At 35.1% G+C, this 19,677-nt stretch carries 17 protein-coding genes; 10 read left to right on the top strand and 7 right to left on the bottom strand.

The genetic code is table 11. From position 1 onward, the window contains the following. Nucleotides 1-149: 149 nt before the first annotated feature. Nucleotides 150-1,073, bottom strand: a complete 924-nt coding sequence (locus IAE51_RS07725; protein ID WP_200095111.1) for a LacI family DNA-binding transcriptional regulator — start codon at nt 1,071-1,073, stop codon at nt 150-152. Next, a complete protein-coding gene (locus IAE51_RS07720) occupies nt 1,073-1,882 on the bottom strand; it encodes a Cof-type HAD-IIB family hydrolase (RefSeq protein WP_200095110.1) in 810 nt (269 codons plus the stop codon). The genes IAE51_RS07725 and IAE51_RS07720 overlap by 1 nt, the downstream gene beginning before the upstream one ends. 237 nt (nt 1,883-2,119) lie before the next feature. Between IAE51_RS07720 and polA the strand changes: the two genes are divergently transcribed. Together polA and IAE51_RS07710 are read left to right on the top strand one after the other, a co-directional pair. Next, complete coding sequence (gene polA / locus IAE51_RS07715; RefSeq protein ID WP_200095108.1) at nt 2,120-4,753, top strand: DNA polymerase I; 2,634 nt, start codon at nt 2,120-2,122, stop codon at nt 4,751-4,753. A 355-nt stretch (nt 4,754-5,108) separates the two neighbouring features. Then, entirely contained in the window at nt 5,109-5,861 is a 753-nt protein-coding gene (locus tag IAE51_RS07710; RefSeq protein WP_003130577.1) for a tRNA1(Val) (adenine(37)-N6)-methyltransferase, read from the top strand. Between the two features lie 39 nt (nt 5,862-5,900). On the opposite strand, the gene IAE51_RS07705 is transcribed toward IAE51_RS07710, so the two are convergent. The 5 genes from IAE51_RS07705 to IAE51_RS07685 all read right to left on the bottom strand — a co-directional run bounded on the left by IAE51_RS07705 (nt 5,901) and on the right by IAE51_RS07685 (nt 11,195). After that, complete coding sequence (locus IAE51_RS07705) at nt 5,901-6,905, bottom strand: hypothetical protein (RefSeq protein ID WP_058206476.1); 1,005 nt, start codon at nt 6,903-6,905, stop codon at nt 5,901-5,903. A gap of 141 nt (nt 6,906-7,046) precedes the next feature. Further along, nucleotides 7,047-7,271, bottom strand: coding sequence for a YkuJ family protein (locus IAE51_RS07700; protein ID WP_003130579.1), 225 nt, complete (start codon nt 7,269-7,271; stop codon nt 7,047-7,049). A gap of 107 nt (nt 7,272-7,378) precedes the next feature. Next, on the bottom strand, nt 7,379-8,719 hold the full coding sequence (locus IAE51_RS07695) for a glycosyltransferase family 4 protein (protein WP_010906331.1): 1,341 nt from the start codon (nt 8,717-8,719) through the stop codon (nt 7,379-7,381). Between the two features lie 125 nt (nt 8,720-8,844). Then, complete coding sequence (locus IAE51_RS07690; protein ID WP_023189027.1) at nt 8,845-9,843, bottom strand: glycosyltransferase family 4 protein; 999 nt, start codon at nt 9,841-9,843, stop codon at nt 8,845-8,847. A 125-nt stretch (nt 9,844-9,968) separates the two neighbouring features. Beyond that, complete coding sequence (locus IAE51_RS07685; protein WP_200095106.1) at nt 9,969-11,195, bottom strand: S1C family serine protease; 1,227 nt, start codon at nt 11,193-11,195, stop codon at nt 9,969-9,971. Between the two features lie 375 nt (nt 11,196-11,570). On the opposite strand from IAE51_RS07685, the gene rlmH reads away from it, so the two are divergent. The 8 genes from rlmH to IAE51_RS07645 all read left to right on the top strand — a co-directional run bounded on the left by rlmH (nt 11,571) and on the right by IAE51_RS07645 (nt 19,676). Continuing rightward, entirely contained in the window at nt 11,571-12,050 is a 480-nt protein-coding gene (gene rlmH, locus IAE51_RS07680; protein ID WP_003130585.1) for a 23S rRNA (pseudouridine(1915)-N(3))-methyltransferase RlmH, read from the top strand. 18 nt (nt 12,051-12,068) lie between these two features. Then, nucleotides 12,069-12,767 carry a DNA alkylation repair protein gene (locus tag IAE51_RS07675; protein ID WP_033900689.1) on the top strand — a complete coding sequence of 233 codons (699 nt, stop codon included), beginning with the start codon at nt 12,069-12,071 and terminating at the stop codon, nt 12,765-12,767. A 94-nt stretch (nt 12,768-12,861) separates the two neighbouring features. After that, nucleotides 12,862-13,194 carry a preprotein translocase subunit YajC gene (gene yajC / locus IAE51_RS07670; RefSeq protein WP_003130588.1) on the top strand — a complete coding sequence of 111 codons (333 nt, stop codon included), beginning with the start codon at nt 12,862-12,864 and terminating at the stop codon, nt 13,192-13,194. Nucleotides 13,195-13,566: 372 nt separating this feature from the next. Next, a complete protein-coding gene (locus IAE51_RS07665; RefSeq protein ID WP_003130589.1) occupies nt 13,567-14,301 on the top strand; it encodes an isoprenyl transferase in 735 nt (244 codons plus the stop codon). Further along, nucleotides 14,301-15,104 carry a phosphatidate cytidylyltransferase gene (locus tag IAE51_RS07660; protein ID WP_003130590.1) on the top strand — a complete coding sequence of 268 codons (804 nt, stop codon included), beginning with the start codon at nt 14,301-14,303 and terminating at the stop codon, nt 15,102-15,104. The genes IAE51_RS07665 and IAE51_RS07660 overlap by 1 nt, the downstream gene beginning before the upstream one ends. A gap of 18 nt (nt 15,105-15,122) precedes the next feature. Beyond that, nucleotides 15,123-16,409 (top strand): RIP metalloprotease RseP, encoded by a 1,287-nt coding sequence (gene rseP, locus IAE51_RS07655; RefSeq protein ID WP_033900700.1) that lies wholly within the window; start codon nt 15,123-15,125, stop codon nt 16,407-16,409. Nucleotides 16,410-16,478: 69 nt separating this feature from the next. Continuing rightward, nucleotides 16,479-18,329 carry a proline--tRNA ligase gene (locus IAE51_RS07650; protein WP_003130592.1) on the top strand — a complete coding sequence of 617 codons (1,851 nt, stop codon included), beginning with the start codon at nt 16,479-16,481 and terminating at the stop codon, nt 18,327-18,329. A gap of 15 nt (nt 18,330-18,344) precedes the next feature. Beyond that, the gene (locus IAE51_RS07645; protein WP_033900703.1) at nt 18,345-19,676 is read left to right on the top strand and encodes an FAD/NAD(P)-binding oxidoreductase; all 1,332 of its coding nucleotides are present in this window, start codon (nt 18,345-18,347) and stop codon (nt 19,674-19,676) included. The last annotated feature ends 1 nt before the right edge of the window (nt 19,677 follow it).

The raw sequence follows: 19,677 nt of genomic DNA, 5'->3' as shown, positions 1-19,677 counted from the left end.
CGGCGGAAGTACTTGGGGGTTGCCCCCTGGGAGATAGGCGAGTGGCCAAGTGAACTGGAGGAGCTATGGCTCCTCTTTTTTTATCTCGCTAACGAGATTCAAGAGATAGGATGTATGAATAAATAAAAAAGACCTCTCGGGCCTTTTTTTTAACGATTTAGAATAAACTCTGATTTAATTGCTAGTTGCTGAATTTCTTTGGAAATAGCCAATTCAAATGCGCAACGTCCTACTTGTTGAAAGTGATTATTTACGGTTGGAATTTTGAGAACCTGACCAGATATTAATGATTCTTGGCCAATAATAACAGGTTTAGGTATTTTTTGTTGTTCAAACCAACGCCAAACATTAGCAGCAATATCATCAGAATTTGCAAATATTGCATCAAATTGTGTAAGTTGGGGCCCCAATTTGTAACCGTCTGCTGAAGATACTGCACCCGTTTTTATTTGTTCATCTCTTACTTTTTCTTCGTATATTTCTTTATAGGTTTGGAGAGTAACAGAGGTAGTTGGACTTTTATAACGTGCAAAGAGAAACCCAATATTATTACAATTTTGTTCTTGAAGCCATTCTAGAGCTTTTCGATATCCAATTTTTCTTTCTGCATAACTGGCGGCTATTTTTTTACTTTTAGGTTTATGGCATAAAATAATTGGGCCATATTTTTGGTATTTATGAACGGTTTGTTCAGAAACTTCCCTTGAGGTAAAAATTAATGCTTCAAATGCTTTTTTACGGAGTTGTTCTAAGTATTGAATTTCTAGATTTTGGTCATAATTTGAAGGGAGGATGACGATTTTATAGCCAGTTTCAAAACTTTTATCCAGAATTCCTTCTAATATTTGCCCAAAAAACGGATGCTTGACGTAGGGGAGGACAACTCCGATATTTTTTGTTGTACCAGCCGATAAATCCTGTGCGATTGCATTGGGAGTATAGTCAAGTTCTTTAGCTAAGTCCAAAATAATTTTACGTGTTTCTTTTGAAACATAGCCATTCCCAGAAAGGGCACGAGAGATGGTAGCTTTTGAATAGCCGCTAAGTTTCGATAAATCGGATAAAGAGGTCATTATATCACCTGTTCGTTAATGGTATTAATAGCTGATATTGCTTCAGCAACACCATGTTCAGTATTTTTTGCTACAACCATTTTAACATGTTTTTTGACCTCGGAGTTAGCATTATCTACGGCAATAGCGAGTCCAGCTGATTGGAGAAGTGGAATATCATTATGACCATCACCAATAGCGGCAATTTCCTGAAAGTCTAAATTTTTATTATCAAGTATTGATTGTACAGCGTCGGCTTTTGTTTTATTATCAGATGTAATTTCTAAATACCATTGTCCGCTTTGTTGAACTGAAATATTGGGGATGTTTAGATTATTTAGTTGAGCTTGAAGTTGTAAGAGTTCTTGAGAATCAAAGATAATCATCATTATTTTATATATTTCTGATTGACCATCAAAGGCTTTGATTTTAGGTTCTATACCTGTTATTGCTTTTTGGATAAAGGTTCCTTTGTCTTGTTTGTTAATGTACCAGTGAGCAAGACTGTACCAATTTAAGCTGACATTGGGAAATTCTGTTGAGATGTAATTTAATAGTTGTGAGACGGTTTCTGAAGCTAGGGGATTTTTATCAATAATTTGTAGTCCAAATTGATTTTGGGTGAAGGTTAGGTTCCCGTTAAAGGCGATTTGAGGGGTTCTGAGTTGTAATTTTTCTACAATATTGCTCATTTCCAAGGGACTACGGGCTGAAACTAATGTGATTGGAAGGTCACTGTAATAAATAGACCAGTGGTTCGTGTCTGATACACTTCCGTGTGAGTCAAGTAATGTTCCATCAATATCTGTAAAAATGTGTTTAATTTTCATGTGGTTAAGCTCCTTTGTTTGATTAAGTCTATTTTAAATTATGGAACGCGTTCCATGTCAAGGATTATTGATTATTTATTTTTAAAATAATTGAATGACCATGCTTAAAGTTGAGCAGTTCCAAAAGAAGTGGTGAAAATGTTATAATTTAGTAAAGCTCGTTTTTATGTGTTTTAGATAATATTTACTTAGATGAATGGATAAAAGTATAGAAATATGGAAGAGATAGGAAATAAAATGGAGAACAAGGACAGACTTTTACTAATTGATGGGTCATCGGTTGCCTTTCGGGCCTTTTTTGCGCTATATAATCAGATAGATCGCTTTAAAGCGCCAAATGGGTTACATACTAATGCTATTTTTGCATTTCATACAATGCTTTCTTCATTGATGGAACGGATTGAGCCCACACATGTTTTGATTGCATTTGATGCAGGAAAAACAACTTTTCGTACGGAAATGTTTGCTGACTATAAAGGTGGACGTTCAAAAACACCAGATGAATTTCGTGAGCAATTACCTTTTATCAAGGAAATGATTGAGAAATTGGGAATTCGTCATTATGAGTTAGCTAACTATGAGGCTGATGATATTATTGGGACTTTGGACAAAATGGCGGAAGCCCCAAATGTTAATTTTGATGTTACTATTGTGACGGGTGATAAGGATATGATTCAGCTTGTGGATGGAAATACGCGAGTTGAAATTTCTAAGAAGGGTGTTGCTGAGTTTGAGGAGTTTACACCTGATTATCTTTTAGAAAAAATGGGATTGACTCCAGCCCAATTTATTGATTTAAAAGCATTAATGGGCGATTCTTCTGATAATTACCCTGGCGTGACAAAAGTTGGCGAAAAAACTGGTCTTAAACTTTTACAAGAGTTTGGGTCGCTTGAAAATCTTTATGAAAATGTTGATTCTTTGAAAGCCAGCAAAATGAAAGAAAATCTAATTGCTGACAAAGAAATGGCCTTTTTGTCACAACAATTGGCAACGATAAATACGAAAGCTCCAATTGAAATTGGCTTAGATGATACGCTTTTAAAAGGTAAAAAGGTTGATGAACTTAGTCAATTTTATGATGAAATGGGATTTGCTCAATTCAAAAGTAAATTATTGGCTGAGGCTGGTGGAGAAGTTACTGACGAAAAAGTTGTTGACGAAATTGATTTTGAAATAGTTACTGATGGCTCTATCAGTGAAAAGGTAAATGCTGATGATTTCTTCTATTTGGAAACTTTAGGGGAAAATTATCATCGTGAGCAAATTGTGGCTTTTGCCTGGGGAAATGCTGATAAAATTTATGTTTCTAAAAATATAGATTTACTGACAAAAATGAAGTTCCCTGAAAATACTTATGATTTCAAGAAAAATCGGGTACTTTTGAGTCACTTGGATATCGAATTACCTTTGGTCAAATTTGATGCAATGCTTGCAAAATATCTAATTTCAACAACAGAAGATAATAAAATTTCGACGATTGCAAGACTTTTCAATAGCGGACATTTGGCAACGGATGAAGAAATTTTTGGCAAAGGGACAAAAATTGCTTTACCTGATGATGCGGTTTTATTTGAACATTTAGCTCGTAAAATTAAAGTGCTTGCCTTGGCCAAAGAAAAAATGATGGCTGAATTGCTTGAAAATGAACAAGAGCATCTTTTATCTGACATGGAATTACCATTAGCAGAAGTTTTAGCAAAAATGGAAATTACAGGGATTGCTGTCAGCCAAAATACACTGGAAGAAATTGGTGCGGAAAATGAAGAAAAATTGGCTTCTTTGACGCGTGAAATTTACGACTTGGCTGGTGAAGAATTTAATATTAATTCACCAAAACAGTTGGGTGTGATTTTATTTGAAAAATTACAGCTACCGGTTGGAAAGAAAACAAAAACAGGCTATTCAACGGCAGTGGATGTTTTAGAAGACTTAGCTGCTTTATCTCCCGTTGTAGCAAAAATTTTGGAATATCGTCAAATCAATAAAGTACAATCAACTTATGTGAAAGGTCTGATTCCTCAAATTGCAGATGATGGAAAAATTCATACACGTTATGTTCAAGATTTGACTCAAACTGGACGTTTGAGCTCAGTTGACCCGAATTTACAAAATATTCCTGTTCGACTTGAGGAGGGACGAAAAATTCGTAAAGCATTTGTCCCAAGCAAGGATTCGCTTTTATTGAGTTCTGACTATTCACAAATTGAATTGCGGGTTTTGGCACATATTTCCGGGGATGAACATTTGATTGATGCCTTTAAACATGGAGCTGATATCCATACTTCAACGGCTATGCGTGTTTTTGGCATTGAAAAAGCAGAAGATGTGACTGCTAATGATCGTAGAAATGCTAAAGCAGTCAATTTTGGAGTAGTCTATGGAATTTCCGATTTTGGTTTAGCAAGAAATCTTGGAATTACAAGAAAGGATGCTAAAAATTACATTGAAACTTATTTTGAACGTTATCCTGGGATTAAAACCTATATGGAAAATATTGTTCGCGAGGCACGAGACAAAGGTTTTGTTGAAACAATGAGTCACCGTCGTCGTAAGATTCCAGATATTAATGCTCGTAATTTTAATGTTCGTGGTTTTGCAGAACGGACGGCTATTAATTCACCAATTCAAGGTTCGGCAGCTGATATCTTAAAAATTGCGATGATTAATTTGGATAAAGCTTTGAGTGCTCGTGATTTTAAATCAAAATTATTATTGCAAGTACACGATGAAATTATCCTTGATGTTCCTTTAGAGGAGTTAGATGAAATTAAGGCCTTGGTAAAACAAACGATGGAAGAAGCGATTGAACTTGCTGTCCCATTAAAAGTGGATGAAAATACTGGTAAGACTTGGTATGAAGCTAAATAATAAAGATTATTGATAGAATTAAACCGTTCACTTCTTCACGTTTATTGACAAAATAAATAAAAACGATAATTAGCTGGGGCTGATTATCGTTTTTTAACGGGTGCTGTTAGAAGAAGGGTTAGGGGCTATATTAAAATACTCATTGCCCGTATCTTCGCTGGCTGTGCCCTTTTTCGGATTAGTCGAAAGGCAACCCGCTAAGCCCGATGGGACTTGATTGCCACTAGAACTTGGTAGTTTACTGCCGTAGAGAGTATGGACAATTCAGCTGACGAAGGGAGCGAAATAGTAATTAGATGGAGAGCCAACAGCACGAAATTTTGTTTCGCCTTACTGGCTGTGTTATAATAAAATAATGGAAAATATCGAATTGAACATGGATGAGAGAATTGATGAAATCGCCAGCAGTGGGGTAAAAATTATTCAAAGCCGAGAGGTTTTTTCTTTTAGCATTGATGCGATTTTGTTAGCTCGTTTTCCGCGCTTACCAAAACGGGGTAAAATTGTAGATTTATGTGCGGGAAATGGAGCTGTCGGACTTTTTGCGAGTTCTAAAACAAATGCTCAAATTATTGAATTAGAGATTCAAGAACGTTTGGCTGATATGGCAACTCGCTCAATTGAACTCAATGGACTTAATGACAGAATGTCTGTCATTAATGATAATCTTAATCGGGCGCTTGACCATCTTCATACTTCAAGTGCAGATTTGATTTTTTGTAATCCACCTTATTTTAAAGTGGATTCAGATGAAAGTCATTTAAATGAAAGTAAGCATTATACTTTGGCCCGTCATGAATTGACGACAAATCTGGATGAAATTTTTTCTGTCAGTAAAAAATTACTCAAAACAAACGGACATATTGCCATGGTTCATAGACCAGAGCGTTTTTTAGAAATTGTAGACAAAATGCGTGCTAATAATTTGCAACCTAAATGGATTCAATTTGTTTATCCTAAGGCAAATCAACCAGCAAATATTTTATTGATTGATGCGATTAAAGACGGCAAAGAAGGGGGCGAAATTTTCTTACCGCCTTTGATTGTTCATAATGATGACGGAACTTACACTGATGAAATTGATGAAATTTATTATGGAAAACATTAAAAAAGTTACTGACAGAAATTTCTATCAGTAACTTTTTTATTAAATCGCACTTGCTTGCGCCATTAATTTTTCAATGGCTGCATTTTGCACTTCTTCGAGTGTATTAGTGTCTGTAGCAGCAGGCTCTTTAAGTGTTTCTTTTAGTTTGCTACGCGTTGAGGCTAAAGAAATATCAAGGTCAGCACTTGTTTTTTCTTTTGTATTAGAAATACTACCAGTCAGTTTTCCAGTCATTTCATGAGATTTTTTATCTACAGTTAATTTAACAGAAAGTTTGCTGATATCAATATTTTTACTTTCTTTGATTAATCGCTCTGTTTGTTCTTTAGGAATAGAATAAGTAGCACTCAAATTATTGATTAAATCATTGAGGTCAATATCTTTACCAGAAAATTCCACAGTCACTTTATTTCCAGATTTGGTGAAATCAGAATTCGGAATCTCTTTATATTGTTTCTCTAAATCAGCTTCACTCATTTTTGAATTTGATTCAAAAAGTTGCTTAAGCGTTGATTCCCAGTTATCTTTAGAAGATTGAACATTTGAATCAAGCGTTTGCGAATCAATCAGTAAGTATGATTTATTGAGACTATCAATCATAGCTCCGTAAATTGTAGCCGTATCCTCGGCAGAACTTGGAATTAAATCTTTATTGTTATCATAAAGTGATTTAATGTCTGAACTACTAATATAAAGCCCTTTTTGTGACATCATAAATCCTAAATCATAATCTTTTTTAGCGACTGTCAATTTTCCATCAAGAACTGCAAGTTGGTTAGTCTTATCAAGTCCAATATTAAAATCGAGGCCAGCACCCTTGTTAAAAATCTTGTTGAATTCAGAATTATCTCCACCACCATGAATTTTGAATTCATTAATATCAACTTTTACTTTTTGAGCATTATAGTCTTTAGAATTATTCAAGGCAACTGTATCTGAAATAAAGGCCTTTTTGGCCTCATCAGAGTTTTTAGTTGAGCAAGCAGAAAGGGAAAAAACTGCAAGTGCAGCAAGCCCCAAGGACATCCAAATTTTCTTTTTCATAAACATCTCCAATTGTTTTTTATTGATATTCTACTATAAAAAATGTAAAAGTTCAACAACATTTAAGAAATGTTAGAATTAAGATAAAAAAATACTGATGAAAGCTCTTAGGTTTATCCTAATCTTTTCATCAGTAACTTTTTAATAAATCATATCATAAATTTCAATGGCAACAAGGTCGATATCATCGAACAATGAAGCATCTTTTTGTTTAGGATAACGCAAAGCAAAAGCTTCATCTTCTGGACTGTAACTTACAGTAAGCATTACTTCGCCTTCACGTTCAAAATTATAAGTTTCTTTTGGGTCACCACCTTCAACCAAACGGTTTAAGCGATTCATAATTGCTAACAAATGTGATTTCATTTCTTAAAAATTCCTTTCGGTGTTCTGCAAAGCAAAACTCTGTTTTTATAAAATTGTTTTTTACTTCCAATTGTTTTTCAAAGGGACAGTTCTTAGGATTGACCCCATTAGTCCTGTTCTTTGTCCTTATCTATTTTAACATAACTTTGTAGATTTTTGGCAAGTTTACTGGCTTTTCTGGCAAAATATTTTGCTCGAATTTGTTCTCTTTTAAGTGAACGTTTAACAGTAACTGGCATTTGACGAATGGTATCTTCCATTTTCATTGGAAAACGTTCCGCCTCAATAGACTTAAGGTTATTGTATTCAATAATGGTGTCAATATAGAAGAGATAAACTTTTTTAGCAAAATTTTCCGCTGAAATTTCATAAAGTTTCTTTTCAAATTTATCTTTATCAATGGGATGTAAATCACGAATTGCCTTTTTGGTAACTTCAGCTAAATCATCATCACCAATGAAGAGTTGTCCGAATTCATCGTCATTAATTAATTCAGACAAATAAGGATTTTTAGCAGCTAGGACTCTTGTCCCTGCTGCCATTGCTTCAAGATAAGTCAAGCCTTGGGTTTCTGAAGTAGAAGCAGAAATGAAGAAGTCAGCAGCTTTATAATAATAGGCTGTTTTCTCATTTTCAACTGGGCCTGTGAAGACAACTTTATCAGTAAGTTCAAGTTCTTTAACTAATTCTTTTAGATTTTCGGCATATGGGCCATGACCAACGATTACAAGTTTCACGGGAAACTCTTCTAAAATATCTGGTAATGCATGAATCACTGCTTGGATATTTTTTTCAGCCGCAATCCGTGAGAGACTGAGCAACATGATTTCATTTTCTGCAAGACCAAGCTCGACTCTTAATTTTGCTGTTTCTTCAGGTTCAATGTCATCACGTTTAAAACGGTCAATTTCAATTCCTGTTGGAATGACACGTTTAGGAAGAGTGACACCGTAACTATTGACAGTTTCCAAAACCATTTCGCTTGGACAAATAATCGCTTCAGTTCCACGCAGGAAATTACGAATAATGTATTTAACCATACTTGGACGGATTAAGCGTCCTTTGGCGATGTAGTAAACATAATCTTCATACTTAGTATGTAAGGTATGAATGACAGGGATGCGTAATTGAGCAGCAACCATTTTACCTAAAATTCCCATTCCAAATTCAGTTTGCGTATGGATGATATCTAAATCATATTCTTTAGCAATTAAATAAGCAGCAAAAACACCTTTGAGGACAATTTTACGTTCTGCTAAGCTCACAAAAGGAATGGATTGCAGCCGAATAATATTTCGTTCGTGGTCCACATCAGCATTTGGATCTGTTGTTGTAAAAATGAAAACCTCATGCCCTAATTTTTCAAGCTCTAGGGCCAAAGTGCGAATACTTGTTGCTACTCCACTGATTTGTGGAAAGTAACTATCTGTAAAAAGTCCAACTCTCATAAATAAATTCCCGTTTATATTTCTGTAAATTTTTTATTTTTTTACTGACAAGAATTTTAGTAAGAAAATTTTACTGACAGCTTGGTCAGCAACTACTTTTTCTTTCTGTCAGTAATTTTTAAAAATTAAAGTTCTAAAGTTTGCTGATAAGCATCAGCTAATTGTTGGGCAACTTTTTCAATTGTCCGACTTTCAGCTACTTGATAAGCCTCTTTTGTCTTGTCAACCTTTCCATCTAAAACATCCTGAAGTTGATTGACAAAACCTTCAACATCTGTTGCCATACTTACACAAGTTGAATCAAGCCAGCCATGATAAACTGGGATGTCTCGAACGACAGTTTTTTGGTGACTAGCAAGTGCTTCAAGAACAACGATTCCTTCAGTTTCTTCTCGAGAAGGGAAAAAGAAGGCATCTGCAGAAGACATGGCTCCTTCAAAAATATCTCCCTTGATATAACCTGGGAAAAGAACATTTTTCGGATGATTTTTCTTAACAATTCGACGAATCCAACCAGGAATAGTCCAAAGATTTTGATAACCAAACCAAATGAAAGTCACATCGGGCATTCTTTCAGCCACTTTAATAAAATCATCTATCCCTTTACGTTTAAAATAAAGGGCAGCTGTCACGACAACTTTTTGGTCAGATTTTAGTGAAAAATATTCACGGAAGGCTTGCTCTTTGGCTTCACTTCGAGAATATTTAGTCAAATCAATTCCGTTTGAAATAGGTAAGATTGGACATTTAATTCCGTAAGAACGGAGCAAACTAGCAGAATAATCAGTTGGTGTAATGACTAAATCAGCAGCACGATAAAAGTGCATTAAATATTGTTTAAAGAAAGGAGCAGCAATATTTGAGCCAATAAAGGAATTTTGAAAATCTTCTTTGGTCGAATGACCATGGAAGATTATTTTTTTTCCAGCTTTTTTTGCTTTCTTTAACATTTTCCAACTGCTAAAGCCATAAGTATTTAAATGGAGGATATCATAATCATCCTCAGGATTTTTTGTCCAGTCAATGCCCATTAAATCAAGGGCGCGTTGTTGATGTTTCATTGCACGGCCAATTCCTGAATGACTCAAAAATTGTTCGGCTTCTAAGTAAAGTAAAATTTTCATGCTTAACTTTATTTTACCATAAATCAATAAAAGAAAAATGGAAATTTATTATTTTTAAAAATTTCAGACTTTAGTATGAAAAAAGCCTTCTATTTACAGAAGACTTTCATTAAATTATTAAGTTATTAATTAGAAGAAGATGAACTGCTTGTTTCTAAGTCACTGGTTGATTTAGAAAGTTTAACATCTGCTGTATTTGATTTACCATCACGATAATAAGTAACTTTTACTGTATCATTGATATTGTGTGAGTAAAGAGCACTTTGCAAGTCTGTTGAAGAAGTTACTACTGTATCGCCAACCTTTGTAATTACATCTCCAGCTTTCAAACCAGCTGAGGCAGCAGGAAGTCCAGATTGGACGGAGTAAACAACAACCCCACCTGTTACACTGCTTGGTAATTTCAATTGAGAACTGTCATTTGTTGATAATTGTGAAAGGTCAACCATTCGGATACCTAAAGCAGGGCGTGAAATCTTACCATCAGCTTCAAGTTTATTAATGATATTTACGACATCATTAGAAGGAATCGCAAATCCTAAACCTTCGACAGAAGTAGAACCATCTTCAGTTGTTGTAATTTTACTTTGAGTAATTCCAATAACTTGTCCTTCAATATTAATCAAAGCCCCTCCAGAGTTACCAGGGTTAATGGCAGCATCTGTTTGAATTGCATTGATATTAGTTGTTTGACCATTTTCTTGGGTCAAAGTCACTTGACGGCTTGTTGCAGATAAAATTCCTTCAGTTGCGGTGTTAGCAAATTGACTACCTAAAGGTGAGCCAACGGCAATGGCAGGTTCACCAATTGTTAATTTACTAGAATCAGCGAATGTCGCCACATCTTTGACATGTTCAGAACTGATTTTAAGAACAGCAAGGTCTGTGTATTCATCATAACCAACCACAGAAGCTTTGACTTTTTGTCCACCAGAAAGCAGAACATCAAGTGAGCTATTACCAGCAATAACGTGGTAGTTAGTTACAACGTAGGCATCACCACCAGATTTTTTGTAGATGACACCAGAGCCTTCACTAGAAAGCTGTAAGCCATCAGTCGATGAACTTGAACCGCTATTTCCACCAAAAATTGAACTGAAGTCACTACTTTGTGAGTTATCTTTTTGATAATTCATAACAGAAACGACAGAATTTGAAACTTTTTTAATTGCAGAGGTAACATCGGTATTGACATTTACCGAAACGTTACTAACCTTTGTACTAGTTGTATTTGAACGACTATTATTTGCCGATTGATTTGTAGTGCTTTGATAGATTGCACTTCCTCCAAGTGCGATGGCTCCGCCCACGACACCTGTTAATAGCAATTTTCCTATATTAGCTTTTGCCATAAATAATTCCTTTCAATTATTACTCTTTGTAGCATTTCTATGATGTAATTATATCTACTCTCACTTAATAATACCTTAATAGTAACAAAAATCAAACTAATATAGTTTCTCCACATTTTTGTGGATAATCTAAAAATTAATGAGGATAAGTGGATATTTTAATAAAGTTTTCCACAGAAAAGTGGAAAAAAGTAAAAAAATGTTGATAAATCATGTTTTCATCTTGTTTTCAATGGGGGAAAAGGGTAAAATTATAAAATAAATTTAAGAATTTATAAATGTTTTTATTCTTGAAAGTGTAAAAGTAATCAAAAAACTGGGGAAAAGTTGTTAATTTTTAAGTAATAAAGTTTTAATTTAGAGAGAAAAATAAAAATGAAGATTAAATTAGTAGTTGTTGGAAAACTTAAAGAAAAGTATTTAAAAGATGGAATTGCTGAATATGTTAAACGAATGGGAACGATGCTGCCACTTGAAATTATTGAGCTAGCAGATGAAAAAATTCCAGATAATGCTTCCGAAAAAGAAGCAGAGGCATTGAAAAAACGTGAAGGTGAGAAAATTTTATCACGGATTCAAGCAGGAGATCAGTTAGCGATTTTAGCCATTCAAGGAAAATTAATGTCATCAGAGGAAGTGGCTGATTTTGTGAAGAAAGCTGAAGTTTACGGAACAGGAAATCTTGTTTTTGTAATTGGAGGTTCTTTAGGACTTTCAAAGGAAGTCTATCAACGAAGTGATTTGCAAATTTCTTTTGGGCGAATGACACTTCCTCATCAACTGATGCGTCTGGTTTTAGTAGAACAAATTTATCGGGCACAAATGATTAATCGAGGTTCGGCTTATCATAAGTAAAAATTTGAAAGGAATGAAATGATTAATATTATAGAAGAGTTTCGCCAATATAAGAATGAAGAAAATGCTGAAAAACAAGCAGCATATTTGCGTCACCAGTTTGAATTTATTGGTTTAAAAACGCCAGAAAGACGTCTTTTGGCAAAAGATTTTCTAAAGGAAAAGAAGGGAGATAAGCAAATTGATTGGGAGCTTGTTTTTGAATTTTGGAATTTGCCTGAGCGTGAATTTCAATATCTGGCTTTAGATTATCTTCATCAAATGAAGAAATGGCTTATTTTTGATGACATGGAAAAGATAAAAAAATTGACTGTCAGTAAATCATGGTGGGATACGGTTGATGCTTTAGATGAATTAGTTGGTCATCTTTTACTGACAGGTCGTAAACAAGCGACCGAAAATGACTCAACTGCTTATGAACAGGTCAAGACTCTCGTGAAAGAATGGGCTCAAGCCGAAAATTTTTGGATTCGACGAATTGCAATTGACTGTCAATTAAGCTTTAAAAATCAAACAGATTTAGAATTACTTTCATATAATATTGAAAAAAATCTTTTAGGAAGTTCTTTTGCTGATGAATTTTTTATTACGAAAGCAATAGGTTGGGCTTTGCGAGATTTGGCAAAAACAAATTCTGCTTGGGTCATAAAATTTATTGAAGAACATGAAAATAAAATGGCAAAACTTTCAATTCGAGAAGCAAGTAAACATCTCTAAAGCTTGATTTGACAGAGTTTTCAAACTATGATAGAATAAGAAGAATGTTCGAAAGTGAACTTAAATTTGAATAAAACTTATAAAGGAGACAGAAATGTCAGGCTTATCTCTTATTTTTATCGTTGTCGTTATGGGTGGGATGATGTTCTTCATGAACCGTCAACAAAAGAAACAACAATCTAAACGCCAAGAACAATTGGATGCAATGCAACCAGGTTCAGAAATCGTAACAATTGGTGGATTGCACGGAATTCTTTCAAGCATTGATTCAGCAAAAGGAACAATTGAACTTGATTGTGAAGGTGTGATTTTGACTTTCGACCGTGCAGCCGTAAAAACTGTAAAAAGTGGTGTAACACCAGAAACAACTGTTGTTGAAGAAACACCGGCCGAAACAAAAGTGGAAAGCCCAATTGAAGAAAACTAATCTCTTTTCTACATTTAATGAGAAAATAGATTTCATTTATTTTCCTGTCAGTTACTGACAGGATTTTTTTATAAAATATTTTACTGACAGATTTATCTGTCAGTTGAATTTAGCAAATAGAATAACTTATGATTACTGACCAATAAAATTTGAGATACAAATCTATATTAAAATATGGTAAAATGGAAAAGTAATACTGTCTTTTTTGAAAAAAACAGTAGAGAAAGTTTTTGAATAAATTGATAAAGAAAAAAATAAGAAGAAGAGAATTTCTTTCTTAGAGTCTTTGGTGTAAAAAAACTTTAATAACCAAAGAGCATAATGGTGAATTTATGATAAATATTTTTGCATAAAATTCTCATGTGAGGTACTATGTTTAATAACTTAAAAAATAAAGAGCAAGAAGAATTACTTCCAGAGCATATCGGAATTATCATGGATGGTAATGGACGATGGGCTAAGCAGAAAGGGAAACCACGAATCTTTGGACACAAAGCAGGAATGGATTCGCTAAAAGATGTTGCTGTTCATGGTGCGAGACGTGGCATAAAAGTGATGACCGTTTATGCTTTTTCCACAGAAAATTGGACAAGACCAGTTGATGAAGTGAAATTCATCATGAGTTTACCTATCGATTTTTATAGTAAATATGTTCCAGTTTTAAAAGAAGAAAATATTCAGATTCGGATGATTGGTGAACGCGAAGGTTTGCCAAAAGCAACGTTAGATTCAATTGACCGTGCGGCTCAAGAAACATCTGAAAATGACGGAATGATTTTGAATTTTGCAATGAATTATGGTGGCCGTCGTGATATTATTTTAGCCATTCAAGAGCTTGCTAAAAGTGGTCAGGATTTAAGTTTACTGACAGAAGAAGAGTTGTCAAAACATCTACAAACTGCTGTTTTGCCTGAAAATCTTCGGGATCCAGACTTGATTATCAGAACATCTGGTGAACAAAGAATGTCTAATTTCTTGACTTGGCAGTCAGCTTATAGTGAATTATATTTTGCGCAAACTGCTTGGCCAGATTTCGATGATAAAGAATTGGACAAGGCTATTTCTGCTTTTCAAAAGCGTGACCGCAGATATGGAGGAGTCAAATAATGATGCAACGAATTATCACAGGAGTAGTTGCGGGAGGAATCTTTTTAGCCCTCTTGCTTCTTGGAGGAGCTTACTTTCAAATTTTAGTCGCTCTGCTTGTTATTATTGCAATGCAAGAGCTATTTAGAATGTATAAATTACAAGTTTTTTCATTTGAAGGAATTTTAGCGACTTTAGCTGCTTTGTCACTTGCTTTGCCAGTCGGTAAACATTGGTTAGGTCTAAATGCTGACGGGGGAGTGATGCTCTTTACACTCTTTTTATTCATGATGTTAACAGGAATGGTCCTTTCAAACGGGAAATATTCTTTTGTTGATGTTGGTTTTCCTTTTCTTTCGGCTTTCTATGTAGGGATTGGTTTTCAAAATTTACTGACAGCACGTCAAACAAGTGTTTATATTGTCTTTTTAGCTCTATTTATCGTTTGGGCGACAGATATTGGGGCCTATGCTTTTGGCCGCTCGCTTAAAGACCGCTTTCCACAAAAACTTTTGCCATCTGTTTCACCAAATAAAACAGTGGTCGGTTCAGTTGGAGGAATTGTTTCAGCCGTTGTTGTTGCCTTAGTCATGTATTTCTTATTTACTAAGGAATTGCCGCAAATTGGCTTTGTGAAACTTGTTATCTTTACAATTATCTTTTCAGTGGTTGGTCAGATTGGTGACCTTGTGGAATCAAGTATTAAACGTCATTTTGGCGTAAAAGATTCAGGTAAAATTTTACCAGGTCATGGTGGAATTCTTGACCGCTTTGACAATTTGATTTTTGTTTTCCCGATTATGCATCTACTTGGACTATTCTAATTTTAAGGAGGAAGTCGATTGATAGAAACACTGATTACTTTTATTATTATCTTTGGTATTATTGTCGCTATCCATGAATATGGCCATCTTTGGTGGGCAAAACGTTCAGGAATTTTAGTGCGTGAATATGCCGTTGGAATGGGCCCGAAAATTTTTGCTCACCAAGCAAAAGATGGGACACTTTACACGATAAGAATTCTTCCACTCGGTGGCTATGTTCGTTTGGCTGGTTGGGGTGATGACAAGACTGAAATCAAAAAAGGACAAGCTGCAAGTCTTGTTGTCAGTAAATCTGAAGTAGTAAATCCAGAAGCTGAAAATTCTGTCAGTAATATCGTCAGAAGAATTAATCTGTCAGAACATGTTGAATTAGAAGAAGCAATTCCAATGTTGATTACTGAATATGATTTTGAAAAAGAACTTTTCATTGAAGGAGAAGTTTTTGGGGAAATCAAACGTTATTCTGTTGATCATGATGCAACAATCATTGAAGAAGATGGAACAGAAGTTCGGATTGCACCACTCGATGTTCAATATCAATCAGCCGGTGTCTTTCATAAAATGTTGACAAACTTCGGTGGTCCTTTGAATAACTTTATTTTAGGAATCATTGCTTTTATCGTTCTAACCTTTGTTCAAGGAGGCGTTCCTTCAACTACTAATGCTATTGGCCAAGTTGAAAAAGGAACACCCGCTTACAATGCTGGCTTAAAAGCTGGTGATAAAATTGAAGCAGTCAATGGAACTAAAACGGCAGATTGGAACAATGTTGTTACTGAAATTTCAGGTTCTAAAGGAAAAGAATTAAAACTTGAAGTTAGCCGTTCAGGCAAATCGGAAACCTTATCAGTTACACCTAAAAAAATGGACGGAAGTTACCGTGTTGGCATTATGCAATCAATGAAAACAGGTTTCTTTGATAAGATTACAGGTGGCTTTGTTCAAGCAGGCCAATCAGCTACAGCAATCTTTAAAGCTTTAGGAAGTTTGATTGCACGACCGAGTCTTGATAAACTTGGTGGTCCAGTTGCTATTTATCAACTCAGTGGCCAAGCCGCGAGAGCAGGTTTGCCGACGATTATTAATCTTTTAGCTATGCTTTCAATTAATTTAGGGATTGTCAATCTTTTTCCTATTCCAGTACTTGATGGTGGAAAAATTGTCCTAAATATTATTGAAGCAATTCGTGGCAAAGCACTCTCACAAGAAAAGGAATCAATCATCACAATGGTAGGAGTTGTCTTCATGCTTGTGCTCTTTGTAGCAGTAACATGGAATGATATTCTCCGAGCCTTTGTAAATTAATATATCTATTCGTCTTCTATTTCAAAAGGAAAGAAGCTGAACCAAACTCATAAAGGAAATTTTAAAATTATGAAACAATCAAAAATGCTTATACCAACCCTTCGGGAAATGCCTTCTGATGCCCAGGTTATCAGCCATGCCTTACTTATGCGCGCAGGATATGTTCGTCAAGTTTCAGCAGGAATTTATGCTTACTTGCCATTAGCAAACCGCGTACTTGAAAAGTTGAAAAATATCATGCGTGAAGAGTTTGACGAAATTGGTGCAGTAGAACTTCTTGCCCCAAGTCTTTTGACAGCTGACCTTTGGCGTGAATCTGGCCGTTATGACACATATGGTGAGGATTTATATAAATTAAAAAACCGTGATAATTCTGATTTTATTTTAGGACCAACACATGAAGAAACAATGACTTCTCTTGTCCGTGATGAAATTACTTCTTATAAAAAATTACCACTTAATGTTTACCAAATTGCTCCAAAATTCCGTGATGAAAAACGTCCACGTTATGGACTATTGCGCGGTCGTGAGTTCTTGATGAAAGATGGTTATAGCTACCATGCTGACCAAGATTCATTGGACGAGACTTATAATGATTACAAAAAAGCCTACGAAAAAATCTTTGAACGTGCTGGCTTAAATTTTAAACCAATTATTGCCGATGCTGGAGCAATGGGTGGTAAAGATAGTCAAGAATTTATTGCTATTACAGATGATAGAATCAATCTTGAAAAATGGCTCGTTTTGAGTAAGAATATTACATCAATCGAAGAAATTCCAGAATCTGTCCTTTCAGAAATCAAAGAAGAACTTGGCAAATGGTTGATTGCTGGTGAAGATACAATTGTCTACGCTGAAGGTGGTGATTATGCGGCAAATATTGAAATGGCCAGCAGTCAATTTGAACCAAATGTAGCTTATACTGAAGAACTTGAACTTGAAAAAGTAGCGACACCAGGTGCTAAAACAATTGATGAAGTTTCAAAATTCCTTGAAATTGATGAAGAACAAACAGTTAAAACATTGGTTTATCACGCAGATGATGAATTAGTGGTTATTTTGTTAAATGGTAATGACCAACTCAACGAAGTCAAATTGACCAATTATCTTGGAGCATCATTTATTGAAGCTGCCAGTGAAGCAGAAGTTGAAGAAAAATTTGGAGCTCATTTTGGTTCACTTGGACCAATCGGGCTTGAAAATGTCAAGATTATTGCTGACCGCAAAGTTGAACAAATTAAAAATGCTGTGGTTGGAGCTAACGTTGATGGTTTCCATTATAAAAATGCTAACTTTGGCCGTGATTATGAAGTTGAAGAGTTTGTTGATTTACGTACAGTTAATGAAGGTGAGATTTCACCAGATGGCCGTGGAACTTTGAAATTTGCGCGTGGTATCGAAATTGGACATATCTTTAAATTAGGAACTCGCTATACAGAAGCGATGAATGCCAATATTCTTGATGCGAATGGTCGTTCAATTCCAATGCTCATGGGTTGTTACGGAATCGGTGTAAGTCGTTTGCTTTCAGCTATTTTGGAACAATTTGCTCGTATCTATGTTGAAAAAACGCCAAGAGAAGAATTTAAATTTAGCTGGTCAATTAATTTCCCTAAAGAATTAGCACCATTTGATATTCATCTTGTTCCAGTTAATGTTAAAGATGAAGCAGCAATGGAATTGACTTCTGAACTTGAAGAAAAATTGCGTGGCAAAGGTTATCAGGTCTTAGTAGATGACCGTAATGAACGTGCAGGTGTTAAATTTGCTGACAGCGATTTGATTGGTTTGCCAGTTCGTGTGACAATCGGTAAAAAAGCTGCTGAGGGTGTTGTTGAAGTTAAAATTCGTGCGACAGGTGAAGTTGTTGAAATTAATAAAGATGAACTTGTCAATACCATTGAAATTTTAAGTAAATAATAAAAGAGATTTACTATGAAAATTGTTATTGTTGGAAGCTCCCACGCCGGAATTTGTGCCGGATTACGTGCGCTTGAAGAATACCCAGAAGCCGAAATTACGCTTTATGATAAGCGTAATCAGGTTTCTTTTGTTTCTCAAGGAATTATTTCTTATCTGGCGGGTCAAAAATCTGTCCTTAATCAATCTAGTTATTCATCGGTAGAAGAACTAAAAGCTGCTGGTTTAAACATGCAAATGGAAACGGTGGTTGAAGAGATTGATACCAAAAATAAACGGCTATTTTATCGGAGAGTCAATTCCAAAAAGACGAAACTCGCTCTCTATGATAAATTGATTTTTGCTACGGGTTCTTATCCGGCAATGACCTCTGTTCCTTTTGATAAAAAAAGCAAACTTTACTTTTTAAAAAGTATGGATGATGCAATAAAAACAGATGAATTTCTGAAAACAGCCAAAAATATTGCAGTAATTGGTGGTGGAATGACCGGAGTTGAAGTTGCTCGGATTGCCCAAGAAAGAGGAATTCAGACAACACTCATTCATCGCAATAAAAATCTTTTAAACGATTATCTTGATGAACCAGCAAGTCATTTATTGGAAAGTTGGATGAATGCAGAGGGAATGCGTCTTCTATTAAATACAGAAGTGACAGAAATTGGGTTTGACGAAGAAAATACAATCATTCAAACAGCAAATGGTCAGAAAATTCCTGTTGATGGAGTAATCTTTACGATTGGTTTTCGGCCTAATTCTTATCTTCTGAATCAACAAGTTGAGTTAGGAGATAGCGGAGCGGTTATTGTTGATGAATACATGCAAACCACTTGTCCAGATGTTTTTGCTGTCGGAGATGTTTCAACGACTTATGTTAATTTGTTGGGAAAAAGCTATTATCTGCCACATGCTTCGGATGCTGTTCGCGATGGTGAAATTGCGGCGATTAATTTACTTGCTCCTCGCCAAAAAATTAATAGTAGTCAGGGAACTTATCATGTTCCAATGAATAATTTAGTGATGGCTATGACTGGGATTACAATAAGACAGGCAGTTGATGCTGGTTATGATGCAGATGCGGTTCATTTACTAAATGAACACTTAGACGGACATTCACCAAGTAATATTTGGATGATTTATGAGAGACGCACTCATCAAATTCTTGGTTTACAATGTATTGGAAAAACGAGCGATATGGCAGAGTACGTCAATATTTTCTCACTTGCGATTCAACAAGAATTAAAAATTGAGGATATTGAGTTCACAGACTTTTATTTTGAACATGGCTACAAAGACCCTCGGGGTCTCAATCGCATATTAGCTCGACTAGTAAGGGAGAATGAAAGGTAGA

This window comes from Lactococcus sp. S64 (genome assembly GCF_016516525.1).
Classification (GTDB): domain Bacteria; phylum Bacillota; class Bacilli; order Lactobacillales; family Streptococcaceae; genus Lactococcus; species Lactococcus lactis.
The sequence above is the reverse complement of the archived record's forward strand: the minus strand, read 5'-3'. Positions and strand labels throughout refer to the sequence as shown.

What these genes read in the sequence shown, in the direction of transcription:
- IAE51_RS07725 (WP_200095111.1), bottom strand. Translation starts at nt 1,073, where the DNA reads ATGACCTCTTTATCCGATTTATCGAAACTTAGCGGCTATTCAAAAGCT.
- IAE51_RS07720 (WP_200095110.1), bottom strand. Translation starts at nt 1,882, where the DNA reads ATGAAAATTAAACACATTTTTACAGATATTGATGGAACATTACTTGAC.
- polA (WP_200095108.1), top strand. Translation starts at nt 2,120, where the DNA reads ATGGAGAACAAGGACAGACTTTTACTAATTGATGGGTCATCGGTTGCC.
- IAE51_RS07710 (WP_003130577.1), top strand. Translation starts at nt 5,109, where the DNA reads ATGGAAAATATCGAATTGAACATGGATGAGAGAATTGATGAAATCGCC.
- IAE51_RS07705 (WP_058206476.1), bottom strand. Translation starts at nt 6,905, where the DNA reads ATGAAAAAGAAAATTTGGATGTCCTTGGGGCTTGCTGCACTTGCAGTT.
- IAE51_RS07700 (WP_003130579.1), bottom strand. Translation starts at nt 7,271, where the DNA reads ATGAAATCACATTTGTTAGCAATTATGAATCGCTTAAACCGTTTGGTT.
- IAE51_RS07695 (WP_010906331.1), bottom strand. Translation starts at nt 8,719, where the DNA reads ATGAGAGTTGGACTTTTTACAGATAGTTACTTTCCACAAATCAGTGGA.
- IAE51_RS07690 (WP_023189027.1), bottom strand. Translation starts at nt 9,843, where the DNA reads ATGAAAATTTTACTTTACTTAGAAGCCGAACAATTTTTGAGTCATTCA.
- IAE51_RS07685 (WP_200095106.1), bottom strand. Translation starts at nt 11,195, where the DNA reads ATGGCAAAAGCTAATATAGGAAAATTGCTATTAACAGGTGTCGTGGGC.
- rlmH (WP_003130585.1), top strand. Translation starts at nt 11,571, where the DNA reads ATGAAGATTAAATTAGTAGTTGTTGGAAAACTTAAAGAAAAGTATTTA.
- IAE51_RS07675 (WP_033900689.1), top strand. Translation starts at nt 12,069, where the DNA reads ATGATTAATATTATAGAAGAGTTTCGCCAATATAAGAATGAAGAAAAT.
- yajC (WP_003130588.1), top strand. Translation starts at nt 12,862, where the DNA reads ATGTCAGGCTTATCTCTTATTTTTATCGTTGTCGTTATGGGTGGGATG.
- IAE51_RS07665 (WP_003130589.1), top strand. Translation starts at nt 13,567, where the DNA reads ATGTTTAATAACTTAAAAAATAAAGAGCAAGAAGAATTACTTCCAGAG.
- IAE51_RS07660 (WP_003130590.1), top strand. Translation starts at nt 14,301, where the DNA reads ATGATGCAACGAATTATCACAGGAGTAGTTGCGGGAGGAATCTTTTTA.
- IAE51_RS07650 (WP_003130592.1), top strand. Translation starts at nt 16,479, where the DNA reads ATGAAACAATCAAAAATGCTTATACCAACCCTTCGGGAAATGCCTTCT.
- IAE51_RS07645 (WP_033900703.1), top strand. Translation starts at nt 18,345, where the DNA reads ATGAAAATTGTTATTGTTGGAAGCTCCCACGCCGGAATTTGTGCCGGA.